Annotated in this window: 23 protein-coding genes; 9 read left to right on the top strand and 14 right to left on the bottom strand. The window is 58.5% G+C overall.

The genetic code is table 11. The features are described from left to right. On the bottom strand, nt 1–3,072 hold a 3,072-nt coding region (locus DX909_RS18515; RefSeq protein WP_164851330.1), incomplete at its 3' end, for a PQQ-dependent sugar dehydrogenase. A gap of 390 nt (nt 3,073–3,462) precedes the next feature. Here DX909_RS18515 and DX909_RS18510 point away from each other — a divergent pair. Continuing rightward, nucleotides 3,463–4,068 (top strand): cytochrome c oxidase subunit 3, encoded by a 606-nt coding sequence (locus DX909_RS18510; protein ID WP_229311102.1) that lies wholly within the window; start codon nt 3,463–3,465, stop codon nt 4,066–4,068. 252 nt (nt 4,069–4,320) lie between these two features. Here DX909_RS18510 and DX909_RS18505 read toward each other — a convergent pair whose 3' ends face one another. The 7 genes from DX909_RS18505 to DX909_RS18475 all read right to left on the bottom strand — a co-directional run bounded on the left by DX909_RS18505 (nt 4,321) and on the right by DX909_RS18475 (nt 10,686). Further along, nucleotides 4,321–4,908 carry a YceI family protein gene (locus DX909_RS18505; RefSeq protein ID WP_128546678.1) on the bottom strand — a complete coding sequence of 196 codons (588 nt, stop codon included), beginning with the start codon at nt 4,906–4,908 and terminating at the stop codon, nt 4,321–4,323. 21 nt (nt 4,909–4,929) lie between these two features. Beyond that, entirely contained in the window at nt 4,930–5,628 is a 699-nt protein-coding gene (locus DX909_RS18500; RefSeq protein WP_128546677.1) for a hypothetical protein, read from the bottom strand. Nucleotides 5,629–5,631: 3 nt separating this feature from the next. After that, nucleotides 5,632–6,111, bottom strand: a complete 480-nt coding sequence (locus DX909_RS18495) for a QcrA and Rieske domain-containing protein (RefSeq protein ID WP_128546676.1) — start codon at nt 6,109–6,111, stop codon at nt 5,632–5,634. Nucleotides 6,112–6,214: 103 nt separating this feature from the next. After that, a complete protein-coding gene (locus DX909_RS18490) occupies nt 6,215–7,810 on the bottom strand; it encodes a porin family protein (protein ID WP_128546675.1) in 1,596 nt (531 codons plus the stop codon). 4 nt (nt 7,811–7,814) lie between these two features. Further along, nucleotides 7,815–8,381: an RNA polymerase sigma factor gene (locus tag DX909_RS18485; RefSeq protein WP_128546674.1), complete on the bottom strand. Its 567-nt coding sequence runs from the start codon at nt 8,379–8,381 to the stop codon at nt 7,815–7,817. Between the two features lie 73 nt (nt 8,382–8,454). Continuing rightward, complete coding sequence (locus DX909_RS18480) at nt 8,455–9,303, bottom strand: hypothetical protein (protein ID WP_128546673.1); 849 nt, start codon at nt 9,301–9,303, stop codon at nt 8,455–8,457. 135 nt (nt 9,304–9,438) lie between these two features. Continuing rightward, entirely contained in the window at nt 9,439–10,686 is a 1,248-nt protein-coding gene (locus DX909_RS18475; protein WP_128546700.1) for a bifunctional 3,4-dihydroxy-2-butanone-4-phosphate synthase/GTP cyclohydrolase II, read from the bottom strand. 149 nt (nt 10,687–10,835) lie between these two features. Here DX909_RS18475 and DX909_RS18470 point away from each other — a divergent pair, with 149 nt between their 5' ends. From DX909_RS18470 to DX909_RS18460, 3 genes are all read left to right on the top strand, one after another. Beyond that, nucleotides 10,836–12,809 (top strand): T9SS type B sorting domain-containing protein, encoded by a 1,974-nt coding sequence (locus DX909_RS18470; RefSeq protein ID WP_128546672.1) that lies wholly within the window; start codon nt 10,836–10,838, stop codon nt 12,807–12,809. A 91-nt stretch (nt 12,810–12,900) separates the two neighbouring features. Beyond that, nucleotides 12,901–13,236 (top strand): YbaB/EbfC family nucleoid-associated protein, encoded by a 336-nt coding sequence (locus DX909_RS18465; protein ID WP_128546671.1) that lies wholly within the window; start codon nt 12,901–12,903, stop codon nt 13,234–13,236. A 3-nt stretch (nt 13,237–13,239) separates the two neighbouring features. Beyond that, complete coding sequence (locus tag DX909_RS18460) at nt 13,240–14,265, top strand: glycosyltransferase family 2 protein (protein WP_128546670.1); 1,026 nt, start codon at nt 13,240–13,242, stop codon at nt 14,263–14,265. A gap of 52 nt (nt 14,266–14,317) precedes the next feature. Here the strand turns inward: DX909_RS18460 and DX909_RS18455 are convergent, their stop codons facing one another. Beyond that, entirely contained in the window at nt 14,318–14,539 is a 222-nt protein-coding gene (locus tag DX909_RS18455; RefSeq protein WP_128546669.1) for a PspC domain-containing protein, read from the bottom strand. Between the two features lie 344 nt (nt 14,540–14,883). On the opposite strand from DX909_RS18455, the gene DX909_RS18450 reads away from it, so the two are divergent. Beyond that, complete coding sequence (locus tag DX909_RS18450) at nt 14,884–15,090, top strand: cold-shock protein (RefSeq protein WP_128546668.1); 207 nt, start codon at nt 14,884–14,886, stop codon at nt 15,088–15,090. Nucleotides 15,091–15,159: 69 nt separating this feature from the next. Here the strand turns inward: DX909_RS18450 and DX909_RS18445 are convergent, their stop codons facing one another. From DX909_RS18445 to lysS, 4 genes are all read right to left on the bottom strand, one after another. Continuing rightward, nucleotides 15,160–15,621 carry a 3-oxoacyl-ACP synthase gene (locus DX909_RS18445; protein WP_128546667.1) on the bottom strand — a complete coding sequence of 154 codons (462 nt, stop codon included), beginning with the start codon at nt 15,619–15,621 and terminating at the stop codon, nt 15,160–15,162. Between the two features lie 18 nt (nt 15,622–15,639). Beyond that, entirely contained in the window at nt 15,640–15,900 is a 261-nt protein-coding gene (locus DX909_RS18440; protein WP_128546666.1) for a hypothetical protein, read from the bottom strand. 509 nt (nt 15,901–16,409) lie between these two features. Further along, entirely contained in the window at nt 16,410–17,069 is a 660-nt protein-coding gene (locus tag DX909_RS18435; RefSeq protein ID WP_128546665.1) for an AAA family ATPase, read from the bottom strand. Between the two features lie 275 nt (nt 17,070–17,344). After that, on the bottom strand, nt 17,345–19,075 hold the full coding sequence (gene lysS / locus DX909_RS18430) for a lysine--tRNA ligase (RefSeq protein ID WP_128546664.1): 1,731 nt from the start codon (nt 19,073–19,075) through the stop codon (nt 17,345–17,347). A gap of 197 nt (nt 19,076–19,272) precedes the next feature. On the opposite strand from lysS, the gene DX909_RS18425 reads away from it, so the two are divergent. Together DX909_RS18425 and DX909_RS18420 are read left to right on the top strand one after the other, a co-directional pair. Further along, nucleotides 19,273–20,124 carry an SPFH domain-containing protein gene (locus DX909_RS18425; RefSeq protein ID WP_164851329.1) on the top strand — a complete coding sequence of 284 codons (852 nt, stop codon included), beginning with the start codon at nt 19,273–19,275 and terminating at the stop codon, nt 20,122–20,124. 3 nt (nt 20,125–20,127) lie between these two features. Then, nucleotides 20,128–20,310 carry a type II toxin-antitoxin system antitoxin gene (locus DX909_RS18420; protein WP_128546663.1) on the top strand — a complete coding sequence of 61 codons (183 nt, stop codon included), beginning with the start codon at nt 20,128–20,130 and terminating at the stop codon, nt 20,308–20,310. Between the two features lie 79 nt (nt 20,311–20,389). On the opposite strand, the gene DX909_RS18415 is transcribed toward DX909_RS18420, so the two are convergent. Beyond that, nucleotides 20,390–21,214 carry a type III pantothenate kinase gene (locus DX909_RS18415; protein WP_128546698.1) on the bottom strand — a complete coding sequence of 275 codons (825 nt, stop codon included), beginning with the start codon at nt 21,212–21,214 and terminating at the stop codon, nt 20,390–20,392. Nucleotides 21,215–21,696: 482 nt separating this feature from the next. Here DX909_RS18415 and DX909_RS29935 point away from each other — a divergent pair, with 482 nt between their 5' ends. After that, nucleotides 21,697–22,407, top strand: a complete 711-nt coding sequence (locus DX909_RS29935; protein ID WP_128546662.1) for a hypothetical protein — start codon at nt 21,697–21,699, stop codon at nt 22,405–22,407. Further along, entirely contained in the window at nt 22,365–23,309 is a 945-nt protein-coding gene (locus tag DX909_RS18405; RefSeq protein WP_128546661.1) for an Ig-like domain-containing protein, read from the top strand. Before DX909_RS29935 ends, DX909_RS18405 begins: the two co-directional genes overlap by 43 nt. The last annotated feature ends 79 nt before the right edge of the window (nt 23,310–23,388 follow it).

Genomic DNA, 23,388 nt, shown 5'->3' with positions numbered 1-23,388 from the left:
GCCGTTGCCCTTGCCTTTGTCTTTCAGGTCCTGGCGGAAGATGTCGGCCGCCACGGTCGCTACCACGGTGGCCGTCTCCAGACTGGCGCCGTCGAGAAACTCGACCGTGTAGACGGTGTTGGGCTTGTCGCGGTTCCACACCCAGCCGGTGATGCCGCTGCAGGCGACCACATCCAGATAACCCTCGAAGTTACCCGTCACCGGACCCGGCTCGCCGGCCGGGTTGACCGTCAGGGTGACGCCCGTGCTGGCCGACGCCTGCCCGTCATTGGCGGCATAGGTCAGATTGAAGGTGCCCGTCTGGGTGGGCGTCCCGCTCAGCACCCGGGTCTGGGCGTTGAAGCTCACGCCCGAGGGCAGCGTGCCCGTCAGACTGTAAGTCAGCGCATCGCCATTCGGATCACTGAAAGCCGGCAGCGTCGTCGAGTAAGCCGTGTTGATCGTCGCCGTCAGCGTGGGTGCCGCCGGGGCCGTCGGTGGCTGATTACCCGGAGGGGTGTTCAGCGTAGTAGGTGAAACCGTATTGCTGTTGCCGGAGAAGTTGGCTGCCGCATCCCGGGCGCGGACGAAGAACGAGTACGTGGTATTGGCTGTGAGCCCCGAAACGTTGAACGTCGTGCCGTTGACGTTGCTCGTATTGATTTTGACGTTGTTCTGATACACATCGTACCCCGTGACGCCCACGTTGTCGGTGGCGCTGTTCCAGTCCAGCCGCAACGAGGTCTGGGTGATGTTCGAAGCGGCCAGACCGGTGGGGGCGGAGGGGGCCTGCGTATCCGGGGTCTGCCCGGGGTTGCTCGTTACCATGAACGACTGTTCGACCGGCCGGGCGTACTTATAAGTCTGGTTCCCGTGCTGCGTTGCCCGGATGGTGACGCGGCCCAGGCCACCGGTCAGGTTTACCTGGCCGCTGCTGATAAAGGCCGGCCCCTCGACGGAGTACAGACTGATGGGCAGACCCGAACTGGCCGACACCTGCGGGGTGAACGGCGGATCGGTGGGTGCCCGGTCGGCGATGGCCGGGAAGTTGATGGTCTGTGAGCTGCCCGGACAATCCAGGTAGACATTCTTCGTATAAGTGGTCGACAGGCCGCTGGCATCGGTCACCACCAGTTCGACGCCGTACCAGTAACTCGCCGACCCGTCGCAGGAGCCTTCCGATACCGTAGCCGACCCCGTCTTGGTATTGACGGTCGTCACGGCATGCCGGTGGTCGTTGTGGTAGAGGTAGACCGTCCACTTATACGACAACTGGTCCGGGGATTCCGCATCGGTTGCCGTAGCGTCCAGATTGATGGTGTACGGGTTGTTGATGTTGATCTGGTTCAGGTTATCGACCGAGGTGGACAGCACCGTCGGAGGAGTGTTGTTCACCGAGATCACCGTCTGGGCCGTACTGGTTTTGGTCTGATCGTCGGTAACCTTCAGCGTAACGGAATAGGTGACCGGTGTGGTGCTGGTGAAGGTTTTGGTGACGTCCATCGTGGTGTACTTGGTCCCGTCGATGGTCCATTCATATTTCAGCGCCTTCCCTTCCGGATCGTAGGAGTCTTTGGCGGAAAACGCCACCGTCAGTGGGCTGCTGCCGAACTGCTTATCCGTATTGATGACGGCCGTGGGAGGCTGGTTGCCGCTGGCGACGAGCCGACGGGCTACCCCGGCTTCCCCCAGTGTGACGTAGTAGATGTTCCGGTCGACCGGGTTGAAGGCGAAAGATGTATGGTGGTCACCGCCGGGCAGCCCGATCACTTTCGGAACGATCTTGAGCAGGCTGTTCGTTTCCGGCTGCTCGTCATGGCCGAAGTTAAGTTTCAGCACCGAACCGGCTACATAGTCTCCGAAAAAATAGGTGTTCTGGAGGTCGGCCGGATAATTTCCTCCGCCTTCGTGCCACACTCCACCGAGCACGCAGCCCCCGTCGATAGCCACTTTATTGAGGCTGATGGGGGTATCGCCCTTGACCATCTCGGTGTTTTTATTATCCCGCCATTGTACGCGGGGCTTCACGGGGGTGGCGGGCATGAAGGTGGTAAAGCGCTGGAACCATTCACGGCCTTTGGCGATGCCTTCATAATACGGCCAGCCGAAGTTCTGACCCGGTTTTTCGATGACGTCGATTTCTTCCCAGCTTGAAAAACCGACATCACCGACGTAGATGACCCCGGGGTTGCCGTCCTGCGGGTTGGGACTGCCCGTACCCGGGCGAACGTCAACCTTGAAAGCCTGCCGGAAACCGAGCGCATAGATGCGGTTCTGGGGATCGCGTGCGTTTTTACCGGCGTCATAAAACGGGTTGGAAGGCAGGCCGTTGCCGGTTTCAGGGTCGAGCCGCAGAATTTTACCGCATAAGGAGTAGAGCACCTGGGAGCGGTAGGCGCCGATGTTTTCCGTCTTGCGGGTCCCGTCGTAATATCCGGGGGTGTTGCAGGGTTCAGGATTGGTGGTGCCGGGCGTGACGGTATACTTGATGATGCCCTCCTGCATGGCCTTCACATACCAGGTGGTGGTGCTGCACCCGATGTCCGCTTCCGCAAAACTGGCCGCGTCGCCGGTTCCGACCAGGAGCGTCCCGTCCGAACCCATCGTCATGCCCCCGCCGGCGTGCGACAGCGTGACCACCGGCACACCGGTATCGTGCGTTTCGCCCAGCAGGATTTTACGGCTGCCCTTGTCGACCGAGAAATCTCCTTTCACATTGGCCGTGTAGCGCACGACCCGGCCGAAGGTAGGCGTGTTTTCCAGATTGCCTTTGGGGTCGTAGCCCGGCTTTCCGAAATTCTTGTAGTGGTACATGTCCACGATGTAGTACAGATAGAACCGCCCGTTTTCCAGGAAGTTGCGGTCCAGCGCTATACTTAGCAATCCGTGGTCTCCATAGGAAGCGACCTCTTCGGTAATGTCGAGCCAGGTGGTAGCCGTTGTCTCTCCCCGCTTCACCCGGTAGACATAACCGAGTTTTCCCGTTACATACAGGTTGCCGGCCTTGTCGAAGACCATCCCTGTCGCACCCCTGAACGAACCTGCATAAATCTGGTCCTCCAGGTTGACTCCAACCTGCCCATAGCCTGTCATGGTGATTAACAGACATAGGAACAGTAAGACACAACTACGTGAGGTAGAAAAGTTTAGCATAAAATATGGGTTATTGATTCAAAAAAGCACCTCGACCAGCAATGAAGAATGGATAGGCAGAACAGGATTCGCCGGTAATTTAACCAACAAAAATCGGGCTACAAGTAAATGGTGCACACAATTTTGTCGTCGGCAAATATACCTAAATAAGTTAAACGGTAACTATAGTAGTAATTTTCAATAATATTCATGGAATAAACAAGGAGAAAAAGGGCGATGGCCGGGAGAAACCACGGTTTTTAATTTTTGTTGAATTCCAACCCGAACAAACCATTTTCGTTTCCCAGGCGTTTGCCTGTCAGTACGTCTTATTGCCTGTTATGTCGTCCGATGGAAACCCGACCCAAGAACAATTTCATCACTCGTCGCCGGGAGCCGAAGCGTTTCATGCTTTGGTTGAGTATGGGTGGAAGTGTCCTTTTATTTACCGTCCTTCTCGCTATTTACGTCATTCGGCGGGCCGGTTCGGACTGGCGTGACGTTCCGATTCCCATGGTCTTTCTGGCCAGTACGGCCGTCATCGTGTCGAGCAGTCTGACGCTCCACATCGCCAACGGCGCTTTCCGGCGCGAACGGTTCGGGCAATACCGGCTTTATCTGGGAACGACGCTGTTTCTGGGGATTCTGTTCGTAGTGCTGCAGGTGCTGGGCTGGCGGGAGCTGGTGCTGAAGGGCGTTTATCTGCAGACGAATCCGTCAAGCAGTTTTCTCTATGTCTTATCGGGCCTTCACCTGCTGCATATTCTGTTCGGGCTGCTGTTTCTGGGCGTTGCCTTTGCCGAAGCCCTGCGCCGGCTGCCTTATATCGACGCCTTCGTCTATAGCGTAAACCCACCCAATCGGCTTAAAATCCAGTTGATTACCTTATACTGGCATTTCGTGGACGTCCTCTGGATCTTCGTCTTCCTGTTTCTGCTGATTCACCACGGGATCTGACCCCCAACCCGCACCGGCGGCCCGGCCCCTGAGAGGGGCTTAGCTCCGCAGTGCCTGGCTGGAAGCGTTAAGTCCCCTCTCAGAGGTTGTTTGGGGAAGGATTTTTGCCCTTCCGGGCGGCTTGTCATCCCGACGCAGGAGGGATCTGGTGGCTGAATGACCCGCCATCTGGAGCGTCGAGCCCCGAGATCCCTCCTGCGTCGGGATGACAAACCGCTTCCCCAAACAAGCTCTCAGGGGGTTGGGGGTAGTTCACGACGCCGTTGTCCGGAACACCATGTTGAACGTCAGCTTCACTTCTTCGTTCACCGGAACCATCATCAGGCTGGGGCGCTCCACCTTGTAATCGGAAAGCCGGATCTGGAAGTCGCCCCGGACGGTGGTCTGGCCGTTTTCATCCTGGCGGGTGCCCTGAATCACCACCGGCTTCGTGACGCCGTGAAAAGTTAAATTCCCTTTGATGATCAGGTTGTTGCCCTGTTGCTGGACGTCGTTGGCCGCAAACGTCACCTTCGGATATTTTAACGCTTCGAGCGTTTCCAGCGCGTGAGAATCCCGGTTGGCGTTCTGGCTGTCGAAACTCGACACCTTGGCAACGGCGGCCACACTCTCGATTTTACCGGCTTCATCCATGACCATCACACAGGCCACATCATGGCTGACCCCTTCGAAGCTGTGCATCGGGTGGCTCATGGCGTAGGTGATCGTGGACTTCGACCGGTCGGCCATCAGCTTCCGTTTGGCCGGCGTCTGGCTATAGGCGGTTTGGAAAAGGACGAGAAGTCCTGCGCCGACAAGCAACAACCGGCCTGTCAGCCTGAAAATGGAAAACGTCTTCATGGTGATTCTCTCCGGGTTGATTCAGAATTTAATGATGACGATGGCCGCGGCAAATGAGGCAAAGGTGGTGAAGGCGGCCGCCCGGTGATACGGCTTCAGGTCCGGGTTGCCCGAAATCCTCCGCGCCAGAACGTTGGTGGTGATCATGCCGGCCAGGTGTACGAACGCCAGACCCCGGTGGATCTTCAGCGAGTTGAATCCCTTCCGCTGGCTGGCGGTCGGAAGCCGGGGCGGAGCCGTCAGGGAGAGCAGGGCCGTGGCGCCGTACGACCAGTTGATGAACGTCGCCACGGTTTCGTGCCGCTCTCTGATCCGGGCGTAATCCGCCCCCTTCGCATTATACAGACGGGTGCCGAGAATCCCCTGCGTAATCATGCCCGCCAGCGTGACGAAGCCCAGCACCTGGTGCGTCACCAGCATCGTGCGCCGGATTTTCAGTTCCTTCGCGCGGCCTTCGGGGGTCAGCGGGGCGATGTTGGTCACCCGGAACAGCCCCTTCGGCCCCCAGAAAGGTCGCTGGGTGAAAACCATCTTTTTCGGCAGAAGCTCCTGGCCGCCCGACGTACTGTCGGACAGTTCTTCGAGGAGGCTCTCGGCCCCGGAAGCATTGATGCTCGTGTCCGCGGGCGTCGCGGTAGTCACGCGGGTCGTATCCTGCGCCCTGACGGTCAGAGCACAGAATACGAAAAGAAGACAGGCAACCGACAGCAGATACTTCATACGTTAGTCCTCGAATACGCGCAGGTTGGTGCCGCTGAGGGCGGTTTTGTAGGTTTTGAGGTTGGCCTGACCCGCTCCGCCGGCCGGAACGGTTACCTTGCCCGTCAGATCAAAAACCGAGCCGTGCGTGGCACAGTAAAAGTCGTCGTTGATGGAGCGATAGGCCACCAGGTTGTTTTCGTGGGTACAGATTTTAGAGAGAGCCACGTAATTGCCGCTTTTGGCGCGGGCGATCAGAACGTTGTCCTTATAGGCGAATCCGCCGGTCTCCTTCAGAATTTTGAAATCGTTGCTATTGAGGTCCAGGGTAAAATCGACCTTGGCACCGGTGCCCCCGTTGTTCGGGTCCGGGTCGTCGTCACCCCCTTTGGAGCAGGACGTCAGCGTTCCCATGCAGTAAAATGCCATCAGTGCTGCGCTGCTCATGCCCAGGCTGCGTAAAAACTCACCCCGCTTGATCGTTTCGTTTTTTTGGGTTTCCATAGTGAAAAATTAGGTTGTGTTGATTGCCTGACTTCCGGGCACCGGGACTTTCTTATTTACGCGGCTCTTCCAACAAACGATTCATCTGCCTTTAAAAGTGTTGTTACAGCCGGTAACGTACCGAAAAGAAAATGCCGGCACTCGTTAACCGGATCTTCCCGAATCCGACCCCCTGAAAAGGCGCCTTCAGGAACGGCTCGGCCTGCCACGAAAACCGCCGGAACGGCCCGCTCGTGCTGAAACTCCGTTCATAACCGACCGAAAGATTCAGATGGCTGGCCACAAACCAGTCGGTGTGACCGTTCCAGCCCCAATACCGGATGCCGGTGGTTCCGTAGGGATACTTGTACTTGTAATCTTCTTTCTGCATGTAATACGACGAAACCCCGGAGGAGACGAACCACCGCCGGCGTTCGTTCAGCAGCAGGTCGAAACGCAGATTGACCGGAATATCCAGAATCGTGCAGACGGCCCCTACGCTCTCCGGCTTGAACGACTGGTACCAGTGCGACGGATAGGTGTAGGCATTACCGGGTGCCGTGTACTTTTTCACCGACCGCAGCACCCCGGTCTGGATCGTGAACCGGCGCAGAAAACGGTATTCGCCCAGCAGTCCGTAACCGGCATTCAGGGCCGGGTCTTTGCTTTTTCCGACAAAATTCAGGTCCGTGAAACCCACCGCCCGAACGGAGATCGCGGGGAAGCCCACTACCGGTACCGACGGAAGGGCCGGACCGGTGCGGACCGGCGGGGGCACCGGTTCAAAATACACCTCAGGCAGGGCCATTTCCGTCCGGACGGCCAGACCCCGGGCCGCCAGCAGAGCCGGGTCGGTGGACAGCCGGAATCGATCCGACTCCGGGGCCGACGGCGCCGATACCGGCACGGTTCCCGCATCGGCCGCCCCCGGAGTTTGCCCGGTAGCCGAAGGAACGTTCCCGGGCCGGGCCGTTCCGCGGCCTGATGGACGGGTGGTTTCCCCGACGTTCCCGACGGTGCCGGAGAGCCGGAGGTCGGCCGGCGGGTTTTGCCGGCCGCCGTTGCTGCGGTTTACGGTTCGGGAGGGGGTGCCTGCCGGAATGCTTTCAGGTTGTATTTTCAGGTCGTAACGGGTCGGTCGGGAGGCCGCTCCGGTTTTTGTAATTTTTGTCTTTCCGCCCACGGCATTGTCGGCCGCTCCGGGAACCGACCGGCGACGACCCGGAACCGGTGCCGCGCTGGTAACCCGTTTCCCGCCCGGGCGGGAGGTCGCGGGAGTCGACTCCGGCCTTGTGGAGCGGGAGCCGCTGCGATCCGCCGGTTCCACCGGGCGGAACCCGGAGGCCCCCCCATCGGATATGACCGGCGCGGAGGCCGTCTCCGGCGAAGCGGACGAGGTGGTTTCCGGAGCCGACGCACGCGCCGGGCTCCCGGCCGAACCGTCAGCCGGCACGGAAGCCGCCGGATTTCCGGACGACGGACTCCCGGACGATGGTTTTGCGCCCGTCGGTCTCTCACCGGCCGGAAAAGAAGCGGGTTCCCGCGTCAGCAGCGAGACGGCCGTAACCAGCAGCAACAGAATGGGCAGCCCCCAATACACGAACCGGTCGATGAACCGGGAACGGTCGTCATCGTCCAGACGACGGCGCATATCGGCCCAGTCGTCGGGGTTGTAGGGTGGCTCAAACTCTTCGGCAGATGCCCGGAAGAGTCTGTCCAACTCGTCATCGGGAAGATCTTGCACACTCATGGCATCTGCGAATTAATAGTTGCTTCAATTGGTCACGGGCTCTGGCCAGGTTCGATTTCGACGTTCCGACCGAAATTCCCAGCTGTCCGGCGATTTCTTCATGGGTAAACCCATCGATGGCGTATAGGTTGAAAACGACCCGGTAGGCAGGCGTCAGCAGCTGAACGACTTCCATCAACTCCTCATGACTCAGCTGGTCGAGGGCGCTGGCTTCGGCGTTCGGCAGGTCCCCGGCCTGGCTGATGTCCTCGTGATACCGGTGTTTCAGATGCTGGCGGTAATAATCGAGCGCGGTATTGATCATAATCCGGCGCAGCCACATCTTGAACGGTACTTCGGGACGATACAGACTGGTTCGGGTAAACACCTTCATAAAGCCGTCGTTCAGAATCTCCACCGCTTCATCCCGGTTGTAGGAGTAGCGCAGACAGATGCCCATCGCATAGCCGTAGAACTGCCGGTAGAGCTGCTCCTGGCTTCTGCGATTACCGTTCTGGCAATCCTTCAACAATCCGGCGATATCTGGGGAGGGAACGGTCATACGTCGGGTTTCATCGGCAATACGGTATTCGGCGGAGCCGGGTTGCGTCCGGCCCGGAGGCTTTTTCCGGCTATCAGGGCGCCGGGGCTTCCGGAGTGTCTTTATTGACAATCGGCCAGATGCCCGGTGACGGGAAGCTGATTCCCTTGTTCAGCCCCCGCTGGCCGTTATCCTGCTGGAAATAATACAGCGGCCAGCCCTTGTAGGTCAGCTGCTGATGCCCGGCCACCGTGATGGACCCGAACTGAGCCTTGTCCAGCGTCGACGGAATCTCCTTCAGCGTCTCCTCGTACAGCGGCCAGACGGGATTGTTGCTGAAATCGGCTCTCGTAAAGTTGTTTTTATTTTTCCTGTCATTCCTGAAGGCATACAGGGTACGGCCTTTACCGTCCGTAAAATACAGGGTTTTCCCGGTTCCTTCCTTGTAATCGCTCGTGTAATTTTTACCGTCGTGGCCCACCAGCTGGGCGTTGGCGACCATGATGCTGTAGGTCGGTTTGGCCACGAACCAGATACCGCCGACGTTCTCGCCCTTCACGTCGCCCGATTTGGCGTCATCCTTATAGTAATACAGCGGCCAGCCTTTGTAGGCGGTCTGTTTCGTTCCGTCGGCGCGGGTGAGGGTAGTGAAGTCGGCGGCATCGAGACCGGTGCCGAGGCTGGGGTTCTCACGATAGAAGACCGGCCAGTTGGTCAGGCAGCCGCCCTCGCAGGTGGATTTGCCTTCAAAATCATTCGAGAAAAAATAAGCCGTACGACCGGTTTCATCCGTAATGACGTTGCCCAGCGAGGTGTTCGTCAGCTGAAGACCCGGCGGGGTCGGCGCGGGAGAATTATCGTCGTCGTTTTTGCAGGACTGTATCGAAGCGGAAGCAATAAGCAACAGGGCAGCTACGGGAGCTGCAATCCATCCAGTTTTCATACCAGCGAATAAAAAGATTAGAGTGTGAGTACTGATTACCTGTTGAATCGATTCACCGCCGATACGTATATTGGATGGATAGGGTTGCGTGGGGACCATAAAAAAGAAACCCCGCCTTGCGGGCGGGGTTTCTTTTCAGCCGACCTGATCCGTCAGGTGGTTCAGTTCGTGGCCCATTTTGTCGCGCTTGGTGCGCAGGTAATTTTCATTGTACGGGTTCGGACGTATCTGAATGGGGATGGTGTCGACAATCTCCAGCCCGTAGCCCATCAGGCCCGCCCGTTTTTTGGGGTTGTTGGAGATCAGCCGGAGTTTCGTAATGCCGAGGTCCCGCAGAATCTGAGCCCCGACGCCGTAATCCCGGGCATCCATCGGCAGGCCGAGTTCAAGGTTGGCATCGACCGTATCGCGTCCCATCTCCTGTAATTTATAGGCTTTGAGCTTATTCATCAGCCCGATGCCGCGCCCCTCCTGGAACATATACAGCACCACGCCCCTGCCCTCCCGCTCAACCATCTCCATGGCCGTGTGGAGCTGCCCCCCACAGTCGCAGCGGCAGGAACCGAAAATGTCGCCCGTAACGCAGGACGAGTGGACGCGCACCATCACCGGTTCGTTTTTCTCCCAGGTTCCCTTGATCAGGGCCAGGTGCGTATCGCCGGTTTTGATCTGTTTGTAGGCGATCAGTTCGAAGTGGCCCCACTCGGTAGGCATATCGACGCCGATCTCCCGTTTGATCAGGCTTTCTTTCCGCAGGCGGTATTCGATCAGGTCCTGAATGCTGACGAGCTTCATGCCGAACTTGTCGGCGATTTCACGGAGCTGCGGCAGCCGGGCCATCGTCCCGTCTTCGTTCAGCACCTCGATCAGAACGCCCGCCGGCGACAAACCCGCCAGCCGCGCAAAATCGACGGCGGCTTCGGTGTGGCCCGACCGGCGCAGCACCCCGCCGTCGACGGCCCGCAGCGGGAAGATGTGGCCGGGGCGGCCCAGGTCTTCGGGGGTGGTTTCGGGGTCTACGAGCGCCCGGATGGTTTTCGACCGGTCGCCGGCCGAGATTCCCGTCGTGCAGCCGTGGCCCAGCAGATCGACCGAGACGGTAAACGGGGTCGTATGGACCGAGGTATTGTTCCCGACCATCATTTCGAGGCCCAGCTCGTGGCAGCGGTCTTCCGTCAGCGGAGCACACATCAGGCCCCGGCCTTCCCTGACCATGAAATTGACCATTTCAGGCGTGATCTTTTCGGCCGCGCAGATCATATCTCCTTCGTTCTCACGGTCTTCGTCGTCGACGACGATGATGATCTTTCCGTCGCGGATGTCCTGGATCGCGTCTTCGATCCGATCCAGTTTTATGGCAGAATTGGTACTATTATTGCTCATCATAGCAGGTTGGCAATGGGAGGAAACAGCCGCTTCGGCGGCTTAGTGCATGAACATTGTTTGGCAAAGATACGTTCGATATGCTAAATTCGGACTTCAGTCGTTCTAAGGAAAAATAGTATCGGTAGCGAACGAATATTTTACCTTCCGTGAGAGCTTTCAGGTTCCGGTCATCCGCTCTTTTACAGTCTGCCCGATTCCGGCTGCGGTTCATGATGGCCGTGAGCAGTCTTTTCCTGTCCGCTCAAACGTTTGCTCAAACAAGCAACGATTACTGCGCCAACCCGCCCGCCAATGCTACCCGGGGCGGCTTCACCGTCGACAAGGCCAGAGGCTGCGCCCCGCTGACCGTCACGGTCACCAATACCACCGGCCCGGAAAATGTTCAGTATATCTATGAATATAAAAACGGCGAGCCGACTAACGGCGTCAGTCAGGTTACCTATACGTATACGAAACCGGGGAAATACCGCATTCTTCAGGTCGGCAGTACCGGCGGGACCGGCTCCGTGGCCTGCCAGGAAATCGAGGTGCTGGACGCGACTCCGCCCGACATCCGGCTCACCAGCTGCGCCAACGGCCAGGTCCAGCTCACCATCGTCGACAATGCCGTAGCCGCACAGTACGACGAGTTCGTGGTCGACTGGGGGGACGCCGGCGGGCTGCAGACCCTCCCGAAAACCAACCTCTCCGGCATCATCCATACCTATACCGACAGCTCGCCCCGGGTCGTCGCCGTCAGCGGTCGATACCGCGCCGTCAACTGCGGAGGAACCACCCTGCTGGAAACCCGGCCGGGCAGCCCGCTGACGCAGCCGGTCATTACCCGTTTAGCCACCAGCGGCTCCACCGTAACGCTCGACGTACAGGCCCCCGCAGGGCAGGTGGTGACGGTGCAGAAGAAAAATGCGGCCGGGGTTTTCGAGACGACCCCCCTGACCCGGACCGGCAGCGGCACCCTCCAGATTCCCGACGTGACCGCCCACCCGACCTGCTTCAAAGTGGTTTCGCAGGACGCCTGCGGCCGTTCGGTGGCGTCGGAGGAGGTGTGCAGTATCGGTCTGGAAGTAACCCCGCGCGACCAGCGCAACGAGGTTCGCTGGACGCCGATCACCGTCAATCCCCTGGAATTCCGGTATTACCGGCTGACCCGCAACGGCGCTGAACTGAACAGTTTCGACCAGGTGTCGGCCGGGTCGTTCAACGATACGCAGGGGCTGGAGTGCAACGTCGAATACTGTTATCAGGTAACGGCGGTGGCCGGAAAGACCGAGATCGTTTCCGACCGGAAGTGTACGACGGCCCAGTCGTCGAATGTGCCGCCCCCGTTCCGGACGGTGCTGGTTTCGGTCAACAGCGACAACCGGGTCGACCTGCGGGCCTTGCCGCCCCAGGCCCTCCCGGCCACCTACATGATGCTGGTCTACCGGAATACCGGCCCGGGCGGTTCGTATGCCCCGACGGGCGAGGAGGTCAGCCGGAACATTCACCAGGACGGCGGGGTGCAGCCCGACCGGCAGTCGTATTGCTACCAGGTCGTGTATCAGAATGCCTGCGGAGTCAACTCGCAGCCCACGCCATCGGCCTGCACGGTTTATCTGAGCGCCGGCTCCGCCACCAGCCTCAGCTGGACCGCCGGCTCACCGTTTTCCGACGAGGAGGTCGACCATTACGTCATCGAAAAGATGGACGAAACGGGTCTGATCCTGAGTCAGGAGGATGTCGGAAAGCAAACGTCCTATACGCCCGGACGCGACGATCCGGCGGTGGATCGGTACCGGTATCGGGTCAAGGCCGTCTCCCGATCGGGGCTGGCGAGTTATTCGAACGTCTACGAGTTCACCATTGCCCCGCGTGTTTTCGTTCCCGATGCCTTCACGCCCAACGATGATGCCGTCAACGACCGCTTCGAGCTGAAGGGAAGCGTAACCTTCGAGTCCATTCAGATGACGGTTTTCAACCGCTGGGGCGAGGTGATCTTCCGGACCGACAGCCGCGACGGCTGGGACGGTACCCTCGACGGCCGGCCCGCGCTGCCGGGTACCTATGCCTACAAGATCGTGATGCGGACTCAGGACGGCCGGCAAACCGTGAAGACGGGTTCGGTATTGTTAATTCGATAACCGGGTCGGAACACTTCGTCCGTTTCTTTGTATTACCTTTGCATTCTTTGAAATTTTAACGGGAGACGGACGGTGTTCGTCTGGTAAGGATATGTTCAACATGATGGATATGTTCGGCAAGGTGAAGGAGTTTCAGGCACGGCTGAAAGAAGCCCAGGGCAGCCTGAATACGATCACCGAGTCGGGAGAATCGGGTGCCGGAATGGTCCGCGTGACCGTCAACGGCCTCAAACAGGTTATCCGGCTGGAGATCGACGCCGATCTGATCCGGCCCGACGACCGGGAGATGCTGCAGGACTTGGTGGTGGCCGCCACCAACAAGGCGCTTGAGAATGTCGAAGGGAAAATCAAGGATCATCTTCAGAAAGCCACCGAAGGCCTCCTGCCCAACATTCCGGGCTTCGACCTGGGAAACCTGATGTCGTAAGGCATGGATCAGGTGGCGATCGTTATTTTAAATTATAACGGCAGGAGTTTTCTCAGTCAGTTTTTACCGTCGGTGCTTTCCTGCTCCGACGGCTGCCCGGTTTACGTGGCCGACAATCATTCGACCGACGATTCGGTGGCGCTTCTGCAGGCGCAGTTTCCGGAGGTCCGGCTGATTCGTCTGCCGGTCAACCTCGGTTACGCAGGTGGATACAATGCCGCCCTGAAGCAGATCCGCGCCACCTACTACGTCCTGCTCAATTCCGACGTGGAAGTGACGCCCGACTGGATCGGTCCGTTGCGGGCGTTTATGGAAGCGCATCCGGAGGTGGCGGCCTGCCAGCCCAAAATACGCGCCTTTCCGGCACCCGGTTATTTTGAGTACGCCGGGGCGGCCGGGGGGTATATCGACTATCTCGGCTACCCGTTCTGCCGGGGCCGGCTGTTCGACACCATCGAGGAGGATCGCGGCCAGTTTGACGACGCCCGCGAGGTATTCTGGGCCACCGGCGCCTGTATGCTCGTCCGGTCGGAAGTGTTTCACCGGCTGGGCGGTTTCGACCCGCGCTTTTTTGCCCACATGGAAGAAATCGACTGGTGCTGGCGGGTCAAGAACGCCGGTTATCAGGTCTGGTATTGCCCGGACTCCGTCGTTTACCACGTCGGCGGAGGCACGCTGCCCAAATCCAATCCCAACAAGACCCTGCTCAATTACCGCAACAGCCTGGCGATGCTGTACAAGAACCTGCCCACCCGGAACGTGTTTCTCAACATCCTGATCCGGCTGGTGCTCGACGGCTTCTCGGGAATGCGGCTCCTGGCCGGGGGGCACTGGCGGGATGTGCTGGCGATTCTGAAGGCGCACTACGCCTTTTATTCCTGGCTGCCCTATCTGCGCCGGCAACGCAACGCCCTGGCCGACCTGCGCAACAACCGGATTGTACACCGGCAGATTTATCCGCGCAGCATCGTGTGGCAGTATTTCGTAAAAGGGAGAAAGACGTTCGACGAACTGGACGGAAACCACTGAACCGTCCCGGTAAACACCCGAACGGTTTTCCGTAAACTACCGCTTCCCCGCATCACAATTCCCAGACCGTCGGGTGATTATGCCGACGCAGGTGCTTGTTCATCTCCATCCAGAAGGCCATGATGAGATAAAGGATCACGGGCGATCCAAAGGTGAGGCATGACGTGTAGATGAAATAAAGCCGGATGCTGCTGGCCGAGATATTCATCTTCTCTCCCAGGCGGGTACAGACGCCAAATGCCTGACTTTCGACAAAGTACCTGAGCTTATTCATGACGATCAAAGATAAACCGTAGCTTCCGATTCAACAATCCCGATAACGGATTGTTAAAATTACTTATTTTTTGGAAATGGGTTTTATCGTATCCTTTCTTTAAATTTGACAAAGAGGTCCCAGAAAAAATTTTTCAGTAGTTTTTTCCGATTTTTGTTACTTTGTGTTTACTTAGTCGTTCGTTCTTAGACAAGTAAATACCACTGATAAATAAAAGTCTGTGGAAGATACGGACAGTTCCACCCGTAACGCCCCTATGCGTACAGATTGGTACCTGTTTGACAAGCTTAATTTTTAGTGCCCACAAAGAGTAATTTTTTCTTTTTCTTAATTTTTTAAGTTTTATGCAAACAGGTACAGTCAAGTTCTTCAACGAGAGCAAAGGCTACGGGTTCATCGTCGAGGACGATACGAATCGCGACATTTTCGTTCACATCACTGGCCTGAATGGTACTACCATACGGGAAAAAGACCGCGTAACGTTCGAGGTGATTGAAGGAAAAAAAGGCCTTAACGCCGTGAAAGTGAAAAAATTGGAAGGGGCGTACTAAGCGACGGTTCCTTCGTCGAAATAAAAACCCCGGACCCGATGTCCGGGGTTTTTTGTTGTTCCGCGCTCCTCAGAACACGTCGCGGATCAGGATCGGCTTCTGGTGAAGCAGCACCCGGTCGCCGGCCCGGCGGTTGCTCAGGACGGTGCCGACCGGCGACGCGGCCGAGACGGCGAAATAGTCGGTCTGGCCGAGGGTGATCCGGCCGGCGCCGACGGCGATGAAATAATTGCCCTGGTCGGTCAGGACGACACTGCCCGGCTGCACCGCCGGCGTCGGCTTCCCGATGTCGATGCGGGCCAGTTCCTGCTGGAGCCGCAGGGCCTCGGCGAGCTGGCGGGCGTGCTGATCGCGCTCGATCTGGGCCATGGCCCGGCCGGTTTCGTATTTGTCGCCCGCACTGCTTTTGGATTCCTCGTTGGCGGCCGCCTGAGCCGCTTCCATGGCCGCCCGGGCCGTGTCGATACGCTGCCGAACCACGTCGAGGCAGCGGGCGTAGAGCTGTTCTTTCGTGTCCTGAAAGGTACTCATAAGCGGGTGGCCGGTGGGTCAGAGCCCATACCGGCGTTTTTCGCGTTCGATCTTTTCCTGCACCGCTTCCACGATCCAGTCGTGGACCGAGATGGTGATTTTGCGGGTTCGGCCGGAGCGGGGGCGTTGTTCGCGCAGTTGCCGGATCGTCGCCAGTTCGCCTGCGGTCAGCTTGACGTTGACGGCTTTGAACGACACTCCGGCTTCGTCCGGCAGAATCGGTGGCGACCCGCCCCGATTGATAACTGCCCGTACCTTCTCCTCCGATACCGGAGCCAAAGGTACGGTTTTTCGTTTAGGTGGACCTGAAATGGCCATGGTTGTGTAAATAACGAAAGTTGAATAATTATAAGACAGGTCTTTCTCCAACTCGCTTCGCCCTTCCGACGCAGGCTCGCCGACCGGCCGGTTTTGTCATCCCAACGGTTTTGTCCTCCCGGATTCTTTTGTCCTCCTGACGCAGTAGGGATCTTGTGTGCGACAGGTCTGATTGGATGCCGAAGGGGAGGACCACCCCCAGCCCCCTCCTTGCTAAGGAGGGGGAGTGCGCTGCCAATTTTCAAAAATTGCGAAGCCACCCCCTCCTTAGCAAGGAGGGGGCTGGGGGTGGTTTCCGGCTGTTGGAGGAAGGCTGTAGCAACGCATGCCCATCTACCTGAGGGCCGAAGCACAGGATTCTTCCTGCGTCGGGATGACTAACCATTTCGGGATGACTAACCATTTCGGGAGGACAAAAAGGGTCGGGATGACAAAACCGGGTGGGTTCACAATGGGGAGGGTTGGTGCGCTTAGGGCCTGGGGTGGGTGTGGGTCAGGAGGGCTTGGAACAGGCGCTCCGTTTCCGCGACGGCTTTGGGGTCGGGTGGGGTGAGTTCGGTGACGCTGAGGCCCCGGGCGGACGCGTGGGAGAACGCTTTGCGGTTGCCCAGAGAGGTATCCAGAAACAGAAGCGGTTCCGAGCGGCTGAGTAGGTCGGCGGCATCCCGGTTGTCACTGCCCTTGAAGTCGGCGCGGTTCAGGAAAGCGAAGGCCCTGAGCGGAACGGTCCGGACGGCCTGGATTTCCAGGATCAGTTGCTCGACCCGCTGGAGCGTCCAGATGTCGAAGCTGCGCGGGTTGAAGGGCACCAGGTAGACATCCGACACCGAGAGGGCGGCCCGCTGGCTGGTGGTGTCGCGGCCGCCGGTGTCGATCACGACATAATCGTATTTGTCGCGCAGTTTCAGTATCTGGCTCCGGACGGACTCGCCCGTCAGCTTTACCGCCGTGTAGTTCGTGGCGCCGTTCAGGGTTTCATCCCGCCAGGCCGTAAAGTCGGTGGCCGTCTCCTGATCGTCGGCGTCGACCAGCAGAACGTCGGGCGGGAGCCGGGCCAGCCGCAGGGTGAGGTTCACGGCCACGGTGGTTTTTCCGCTCCCTCCTTTAATACCGCCAATGGTGAAAATCATATCTGTTGTATTGTTTAAGCATACAAATATATAGTTAAGTTTCGTGTTCGTTTCGATTTTCGTTTTAGTGGCGGATTCAGTGGGCGGTTCCGGTACTGATTTTAATAGTCAGAGCAGTACTTGAACCGGTGCCGGTTTCCATACGGGAAACTGTGCTGAGGATAGTGCTGAACCGGGTGCCGGGAATGGTACTAAAATAGGGATGAAAGATTCTGAATATCAATAAAAAAGCAACGACAGGCGCCGTTGCTTTTTTACCATTCCAAGCGCAATCGTCAGGAGGCCGTCCATTGCTTTACCTCGTCGGGCGTCGGCATCGGCACGTCCAGTTTGAGTTTTTTGCGCATCCCGCCGAGGTCGTTGAAAATCTTGTTCGGGTTGGCGCCGTTCAGCTGACCGACGTTCAGGTAACCCATTTTCTGGAGGGCCGGAATCCAGCCCGCCGGGATGCCCCGCTGTTCGTAGTCGGCTTCGGTCGAGACCTCGGCCTTTTTCTCGGGACGCATCTGGGGGAAGAACAGCACATCCTGAATCGACGGCTGGTTGGTCATGATCATCGTCAGGCGGTCGATGCCCAGGCCGACGCCGGCCGTCGGGGGCATACCGTATTCGAGCGCCCGCAGAAAATCCTCGTCCATCGCCATGGCTTCCTCGTCGCCCCGCTTCGCCAGTTCGAGCTGCTCCTCGAAGCGGGCCCGCTGGTCGATGGGGTCGTTCAGCTCGGAATAGGCGTTGGCAATCTCCTTGCCGTTGCAGATGGCCTCGAAGCGCTCGACCAAACCGGTTTTGCTGCGGTGTTTCTTGGTCAGGGGTGACATCTCGACGGGGTAATCCGTAATGAAGGTCGGCTGGATCAGATTCGGTTCCACAGCCTCGCCGAACAGCTCGTCGATCAGCTTCGATTTGCCCATCGACGCATCGGTTTCGAGGCCGCGGCTTTCGGCCACCCCGCGAAGCTGTTCCTCGCCCATTTCCGAGACGTCGACGCCCGTGTATTCCCGGATGGCCTCGAACATGGTCAGGCGCTTCCAGGGCCGCTGGAAATTGATCACGTGTTCGCCGACGGTCACCTCGGTGGTGCCGTGCAGGTCCAGCGCGATTTTTTCGATCATTTCCTCGATGAGGTTCATCATCCAGTTATAATCCTTGTAAGCCACATACAACTCCACCTGAGTAAACTCGGGGTTGTGGAACCGGCTCATGCCCTCGTTCCGGAAATCCTTCGCAAACTCGAAGACCCCGTCGTAGCCGCCGACGATCAGCCGCTTGAGATACAGCTCATTGGCGATCCGCAGATAGAGGGTCATGTCCAGCGTGTTGTGGTGCGTCCGGAACGGCCGGGCGGCCGCTCCGCCGTGGATGGGCTGGAGAACGGGCGTCTCGACCTCCAGATAGCCCCGGTTGGTCAGGAACGTCCGGATGGAGTTGACGAGCTGCGTCCGCCGGAGAAACACGTTGCGGACTTCCGGGTTGACGATCAGATCGACATACCGCTGGCGGTAGCGCTGTTCGGGGTCCGAGAAGGCGTCGTAGACCTGCCGGTTACCCTGCTCGTCGACCACCTCCTTCACCACCGGAAGCGGCCGCAGCGACTTGGTCAGCAACCGGAACTCGTTGACGTGGATCGAGATTTCGCCCGTCTGGGTCGTGAAGACGTAGCCTTTGACGCCGATGATGTCGCCGATGTCGAGTAATTTCTTGAACACGACGTTATACAGCGATTTGTCTTCGCCGGGGCAGAGGTCGTCGCGCCGGAAATAGAGCTGGATGCGGCCGGTGGCGTCCTGCAGCTCGGCAAACGACGCGCTGCCCATGATCCGGAAGCCCATCAGCCGCCCGGCGATGGAGATGCCTTTATAGTCGGTCTTGTTGCGATCGTAGTTTTTATGGATGTCGGCCGCCGTCACGTTGACCTCGAATAATTCGGCGGGGTAGGGGTCGATGCCCATCCGCATTAATTCCTCGCGCTTGTTGCGCCGGTTGATCTCCTGTTCGCTCAGTATCATCTTGAAATCTGAAAAGATTTGCAAATATAAGGGGAACCGGTAACAGGACCACGGCTAACGCGGAAAACCACCCCCCGACCCCTCCTTGGCAAGGAGGGGGCCGGGGGGTGGTCCGGACCGTTCATCCCAAAAACCGTGCGGAAGATTCAAAAATTCTATTATCATTGTGCTATCAAAATGCTATCATCCCTACGACCATGACAGAAAAGAATCTTACGTCCGCTTCCGGTTATTTGATGCTGCTGCTCGGCCTCGTGCTGATTGGCGTAGCGGCTTATGCCGTCCTGAACGACGCCGTGGCACTCGCGGTCATTTCCTTCCTGACCGGGGTCATCCTGCTCATCGGGCTGACCGTGATCAACCCCAACGAGGGCGTGGTGACGACCTTCTTCGGTGACTATATGGGCACCATGAAACAGACCGGGCTGCGCTGGATGAATCCCCTGTTTTCCCGGAAAAAAATCAGTCTCCGGGCCCGCAACCTCAACGGCCAGACGCTGAAGGTGAACGACAAAATGGGGAACCCCATCGAGATTGCCGCCGTGGTGGTCTGGCGCGTAGCCGATACGGCCCGGGCCCTGTTCGAGGTCGACGACTACCAGTTGTTCGTCCAGATTCAGTCCGAGGCCGCGGTGCGCCACCTGGCCAGCACCAACGCCTACGACAGTATGGAGGACGAAGACGCCACCGTAACCCTGCGCGACAGCACCGGCCGCATCAACGGGCTGCTCGAACAGGAGCTGAACGAGCGCCTGGAGCGGGCGGGGGTCGACGTTATCGAAGCCCGGATCAGCCACCTGGCCTATGCGCCCGAAATCGCGGGGGCCATGCTCCAGCGCCAGCAGGCCACGGCCGTCGTAGCCGCCCGCAAGCAGATCGTCGACGGGGCCGTCGGCATGGTGGAAATGGCCCTCGCCCGGCTGGCCGAAAAGCAGGTCGTCCATCTGGATGAGGAACGCCGGGCTGCCATGGTCAGCAATCTGCTCGTCGTTTTGTGCGGAGAGAAAAACGTCAGTCCGGTCGTCAACGCGGGGACGCTGTACAGTTAAGGCATGGCGGCAGAAAAAAAAGCCTTTGTATTACGCATCAACCCCGAGACGATGAAGGAACTCGAACGCTGGGCGCAGGAGGAGTTCCGGAGCGTCAACGGCCAGATCGAGTTCATCCTCCACGAAGCCCTGCGCAAGCGGAAGGGGAGAAAGGAGGATCAACCCCCGCCGGCCCCTCCTTGCTGAGGGGTGGCTTCGCAGGGCTTTATAAACGGCGGAGCAAAGCCCCTCCTTAGCAAGGAGGGGTTGGGGGGGTCCGGCCTTTTCAATACACCCGCAGTCCGATTTCCCGGATACCGTCGAGGGTAAGCGTAGGGCGAATGTCGGCGAATTCGCCGTGGAGGGTCGGGATGGCCGAGACGAGGCCGCCGGTCGCGATGGCGATGCAGTCGCCGTCGAGTTCGGCGCGGGTGCGCTCGATCAGCGTCCGGATCAGGCCCTCATAGCCCAGCACGACTCCGGCCTGGATGGCGTGGGCGGTGCTCGTGCCGAGCGCCGATTCGGGCAGAATCAGCGGCACCTCGGGCAGCTGGGCCGTATTGGCAAACAGCGAACGGACGGCGGTTTTCAGGCCCGGAGCAATCGCCACGCCCAGAATCTTCCCCTCGGCCGAAACCGTCGTGAAGGTCATGGCCGTGCCGAAATCCACCACCACGCAGTTTTTCCGGTAGCTCACAAAAGCCGCCATCGCGTTGGCGACCAGGTCGGTGCCGATGGCGTAGGGCCGCAGAATCTGCAGCGGCAGCGCCGGGTACACCGCCGGGCCGATCACCACCGGCTCCCGGTCGAAAAGCCGCGTGATCGTGGTCCGCAGCGTCGGCGTCAGTTCCGGCACCACGCTACTGATGACGATGGAATCCACCACCCCCAGCGGTACGTCCGCTTCCAGAAACCACAATCGCAACAGGCGTTCGTAGCGGTCGACCGAACCCAGATCCGCCGAAAGCGGGTCGAGGGAGGAAAAATCGGCCGCGTAGGCCATCATCGGATCTTCCAGTAACGACCGGGTTCGCCAGAGGTTACGCCAGCCCTGCTCATCATATAATCCGAATACGGTATCGGAATTGCCTGCATCGACGGCCAGAAACATACTTGGGTACAGCTTTTTATGTAGAAGCCGCAAAGATAGCTACGAATTGGTTATGAAACCGGGAACCTGCACACATACGTACCCTCGTTAATCGAACGGCATCATTTTTGCAAAAAGATCCGGGAAGCCGGGCCGGCCCGGAATAACCCGGCTGACCCGCCGGAAACCGGTCCGGCGGATTATCGTCTCTCCTGATACAACCGCAGAATAATTTTACATTTATCCACTAAGCGTATTTACGCCCTGATGAAATCCTTAGTCGATTACTGGCATGGTTGTTGCGTAAGTTCGGTGCTTCGGCGATGTTCGGTAATTCTACTGGAAAAATTCGGATGAATGAGACGGGAATGTGACTTTTTACCGCCCCCGCAGTCTACAGTAGTAAAGCCCGGCCGTCCCGATGTCGAACGTACAGAACAATGGGACGAAACTATAGCACGGCTTGTTTGTACATAGTTTTGTATATTCATGATAATTCGCTTATGAGACGGAAGTTATACCTCCTGATTCTTCTTTTCGGGGTGTTTATGACGGCGGCTCTGGCCCAGGGCCAGCAGGCTAAGGGAAGGTTTCACGTCCGGTTCCTGGTCAAATCCGTCGACTGCAGCGCCGGCAGGGCCGTTATCCTCGTGCAGGTGAAATCCAGCACCGCCGACAGTACGTTCCTGATGGGGGACGCCAACTACCGCTTCGACTACGACACCCGGCTGATCCAGGACCCGGTCCTGCTCGAACAAACCAACTTCTCCAGCATCGCCCCCGCTTCCGACAACCGCTATCAGCCCCAGAACCTCAACGGCAGCACCGCCGGCCCCACCGTCGGTACCGTCTCGCTGAATACCTTATATAATAACTCGGGGGTAGCTCCCAAACTCGTGCCGACCGAATGGACCACCGTCTCCTGCATCGGCTTCACCATCATTGACACGGAACGTATCCAGAATAATTGTTTCCCGCTCATCTGGCATACGGACCAGATTTTCCGAAAGCCGGCTACACTGGTCCGGATAAGGTTTGCGTCACGATCTGCGATCAGACGAACCTGTGTACGACCGTCGAAGTGCCGATCCTGGTGGTCGATCTGCCGAATCCGCCCTCGCTGGCTGCCGTGCCGGTCGTCTCGAACTGCTCGTCGACCACCTCGGCCTGTATGCCGATCATCGACTCGAATGCCGACGACACGCATACCGTGACGGTGGTGACCCAGCCGCAGCACGGCAGCCTCACGGCGGTGGTCGACAACGTGACCCACCGGGTATGTATCACCTATAAACCGGTTGCCGGTTTTACGGGGAACGACAAGGCCTTCGTCCGGGTCACCGACAGCGGAAATCTGTCGTCGCCGAACATCGAAATACCGCTGTTCGTCAACCCGGGCACCTGCCCAACCTGTCTGACGATGGAGCTGAAAGTGCTGCTCGAAGGGCCGTACAACACCGCGACCCACAAGATGAACACGACGCTCAACCAGCGCGGCCTGCTGCCGGGCCAGACGCCCATCGGCCAGTTTGCGGTTCCGACGCCGGCCGGTCAGCCTTACAAGACGGCTCCGTGGAATTACACCGGAACCGAGGCCCTGACGACCTACGACGCCGACATCGTCGACTGGGTACTGGTATCGCTGCGGACGGATGCCCAGACGACCACGCCGGTGTTCCGGGTGGCGGGCCTGCTCCACGACGACGGCCGGATCACCTTCGTCAACCCGTGCTTCACGATTCCGGACGGCCAGTATCATGTGGTTATTGAGCACCGGAACCATATGGGGGTCATGTCGCCGACGAAGGTAGCGATCGCCAACAACAAGATCTTCTATGATTTCACCGTACAGGATTCCTACACCATCAGCGATCCCCCGTCGTTCGGGCAGATCCAGATCGACGGCAAGTGGATGATGTACGGCGGTGACGGCAAGAAGGATCTGTTCTACGACAACTTCGACGTGAACTTCTACGACAGTAAGCTCTGGAAGGATGAAAGCGGAATCTTTGACCAGTACCGCTATGGGGATTTTAACCTGGATGCCGACGTCAATTTCAACGACAGCGTTCTGTGGAAGAAAAATAACGGCAGATATTCAAAAGTGCCTCATTAACAAGGTTTGGGCATCCGGCTAAGTACTTAGCCGGATGCCCGGATTCCGATTCTCCGGCGGACGGGGGTGCGTATGAAAA

The sequence above is a fragment of the Larkinella soli genome (assembly GCF_003703975.1).
GTDB lineage: Bacteria > Bacteroidota > Bacteroidia > Cytophagales > Spirosomataceae > Larkinella > Larkinella soli.
The sequence above is the reverse complement of the archived record's forward strand: the minus strand, read 5'-3'. Positions and strand labels throughout refer to the sequence as shown.

Bases quoted from the DNA above. Each gene is read 5' to 3' on its own strand.
- DX909_RS18510 (WP_229311102.1), top strand. From the start codon at position 3,463: ATGGAAACCCGACCCAAGAACAATTTCATCACTCGTCGCCGGGAGCCG.
- DX909_RS18505 (WP_128546678.1), bottom strand. From the start codon at position 4,908: ATGAAGACGTTTTCCATTTTCAGGCTGACAGGCCGGTTGTTGCTTGTC.
- DX909_RS18500 (WP_128546677.1), bottom strand. From the start codon at position 5,628: ATGAAGTATCTGCTGTCGGTTGCCTGTCTTCTTTTCGTATTCTGTGCT.
- DX909_RS18495 (WP_128546676.1), bottom strand. From the start codon at position 6,111: ATGGAAACCCAAAAAAACGAAACGATCAAGCGGGGTGAGTTTTTACGC.
- DX909_RS18485 (WP_128546674.1), bottom strand. From the start codon at position 8,381: ATGACCGTTCCCTCCCCAGATATCGCCGGATTGTTGAAGGATTGCCAG.
- DX909_RS18480 (WP_128546673.1), bottom strand. From the start codon at position 9,303: ATGAAAACTGGATGGATTGCAGCTCCCGTAGCTGCCCTGTTGCTTATT.
- DX909_RS18475 (WP_128546700.1), bottom strand. From the start codon at position 10,686: ATGAGCAATAATAGTACCAATTCTGCCATAAAACTGGATCGGATCGAA.
- DX909_RS18465 (WP_128546671.1), top strand. From the start codon at position 12,901: ATGTTCAACATGATGGATATGTTCGGCAAGGTGAAGGAGTTTCAGGCA.
- DX909_RS18460 (WP_128546670.1), top strand. From the start codon at position 13,240: ATGGATCAGGTGGCGATCGTTATTTTAAATTATAACGGCAGGAGTTTT.
- DX909_RS18455 (WP_128546669.1), bottom strand. From the start codon at position 14,539: ATGAATAAGCTCAGGTACTTTGTCGAAAGTCAGGCATTTGGCGTCTGT.
- DX909_RS18450 (WP_128546668.1), top strand. From the start codon at position 14,884: ATGCAAACAGGTACAGTCAAGTTCTTCAACGAGAGCAAAGGCTACGGG.
- DX909_RS18445 (WP_128546667.1), bottom strand. From the start codon at position 15,621: ATGAGTACCTTTCAGGACACGAAAGAACAGCTCTACGCCCGCTGCCTC.
- DX909_RS18435 (WP_128546665.1), bottom strand. From the start codon at position 17,069: ATGATTTTCACCATTGGCGGTATTAAAGGAGGGAGCGGAAAAACCACC.
- lysS (WP_128546664.1), bottom strand. From the start codon at position 19,075: ATGATACTGAGCGAACAGGAGATCAACCGGCGCAACAAGCGCGAGGAA.
- DX909_RS18425 (WP_164851329.1), top strand. From the start codon at position 19,273: ATGACAGAAAAGAATCTTACGTCCGCTTCCGGTTATTTGATGCTGCTG.
- DX909_RS18420 (WP_128546663.1), top strand. From the start codon at position 20,128: ATGGCGGCAGAAAAAAAAGCCTTTGTATTACGCATCAACCCCGAGACG.
- DX909_RS18415 (WP_128546698.1), bottom strand. From the start codon at position 21,214: ATGTTTCTGGCCGTCGATGCAGGCAATTCCGATACCGTATTCGGATTA.
- DX909_RS29935 (WP_128546662.1), top strand. From the start codon at position 21,697: ATGAGACGGAAGTTATACCTCCTGATTCTTCTTTTCGGGGTGTTTATG.
- DX909_RS18405 (WP_128546661.1), top strand. From the start codon at position 22,365: ATGCCGATCATCGACTCGAATGCCGACGACACGCATACCGTGACGGTG.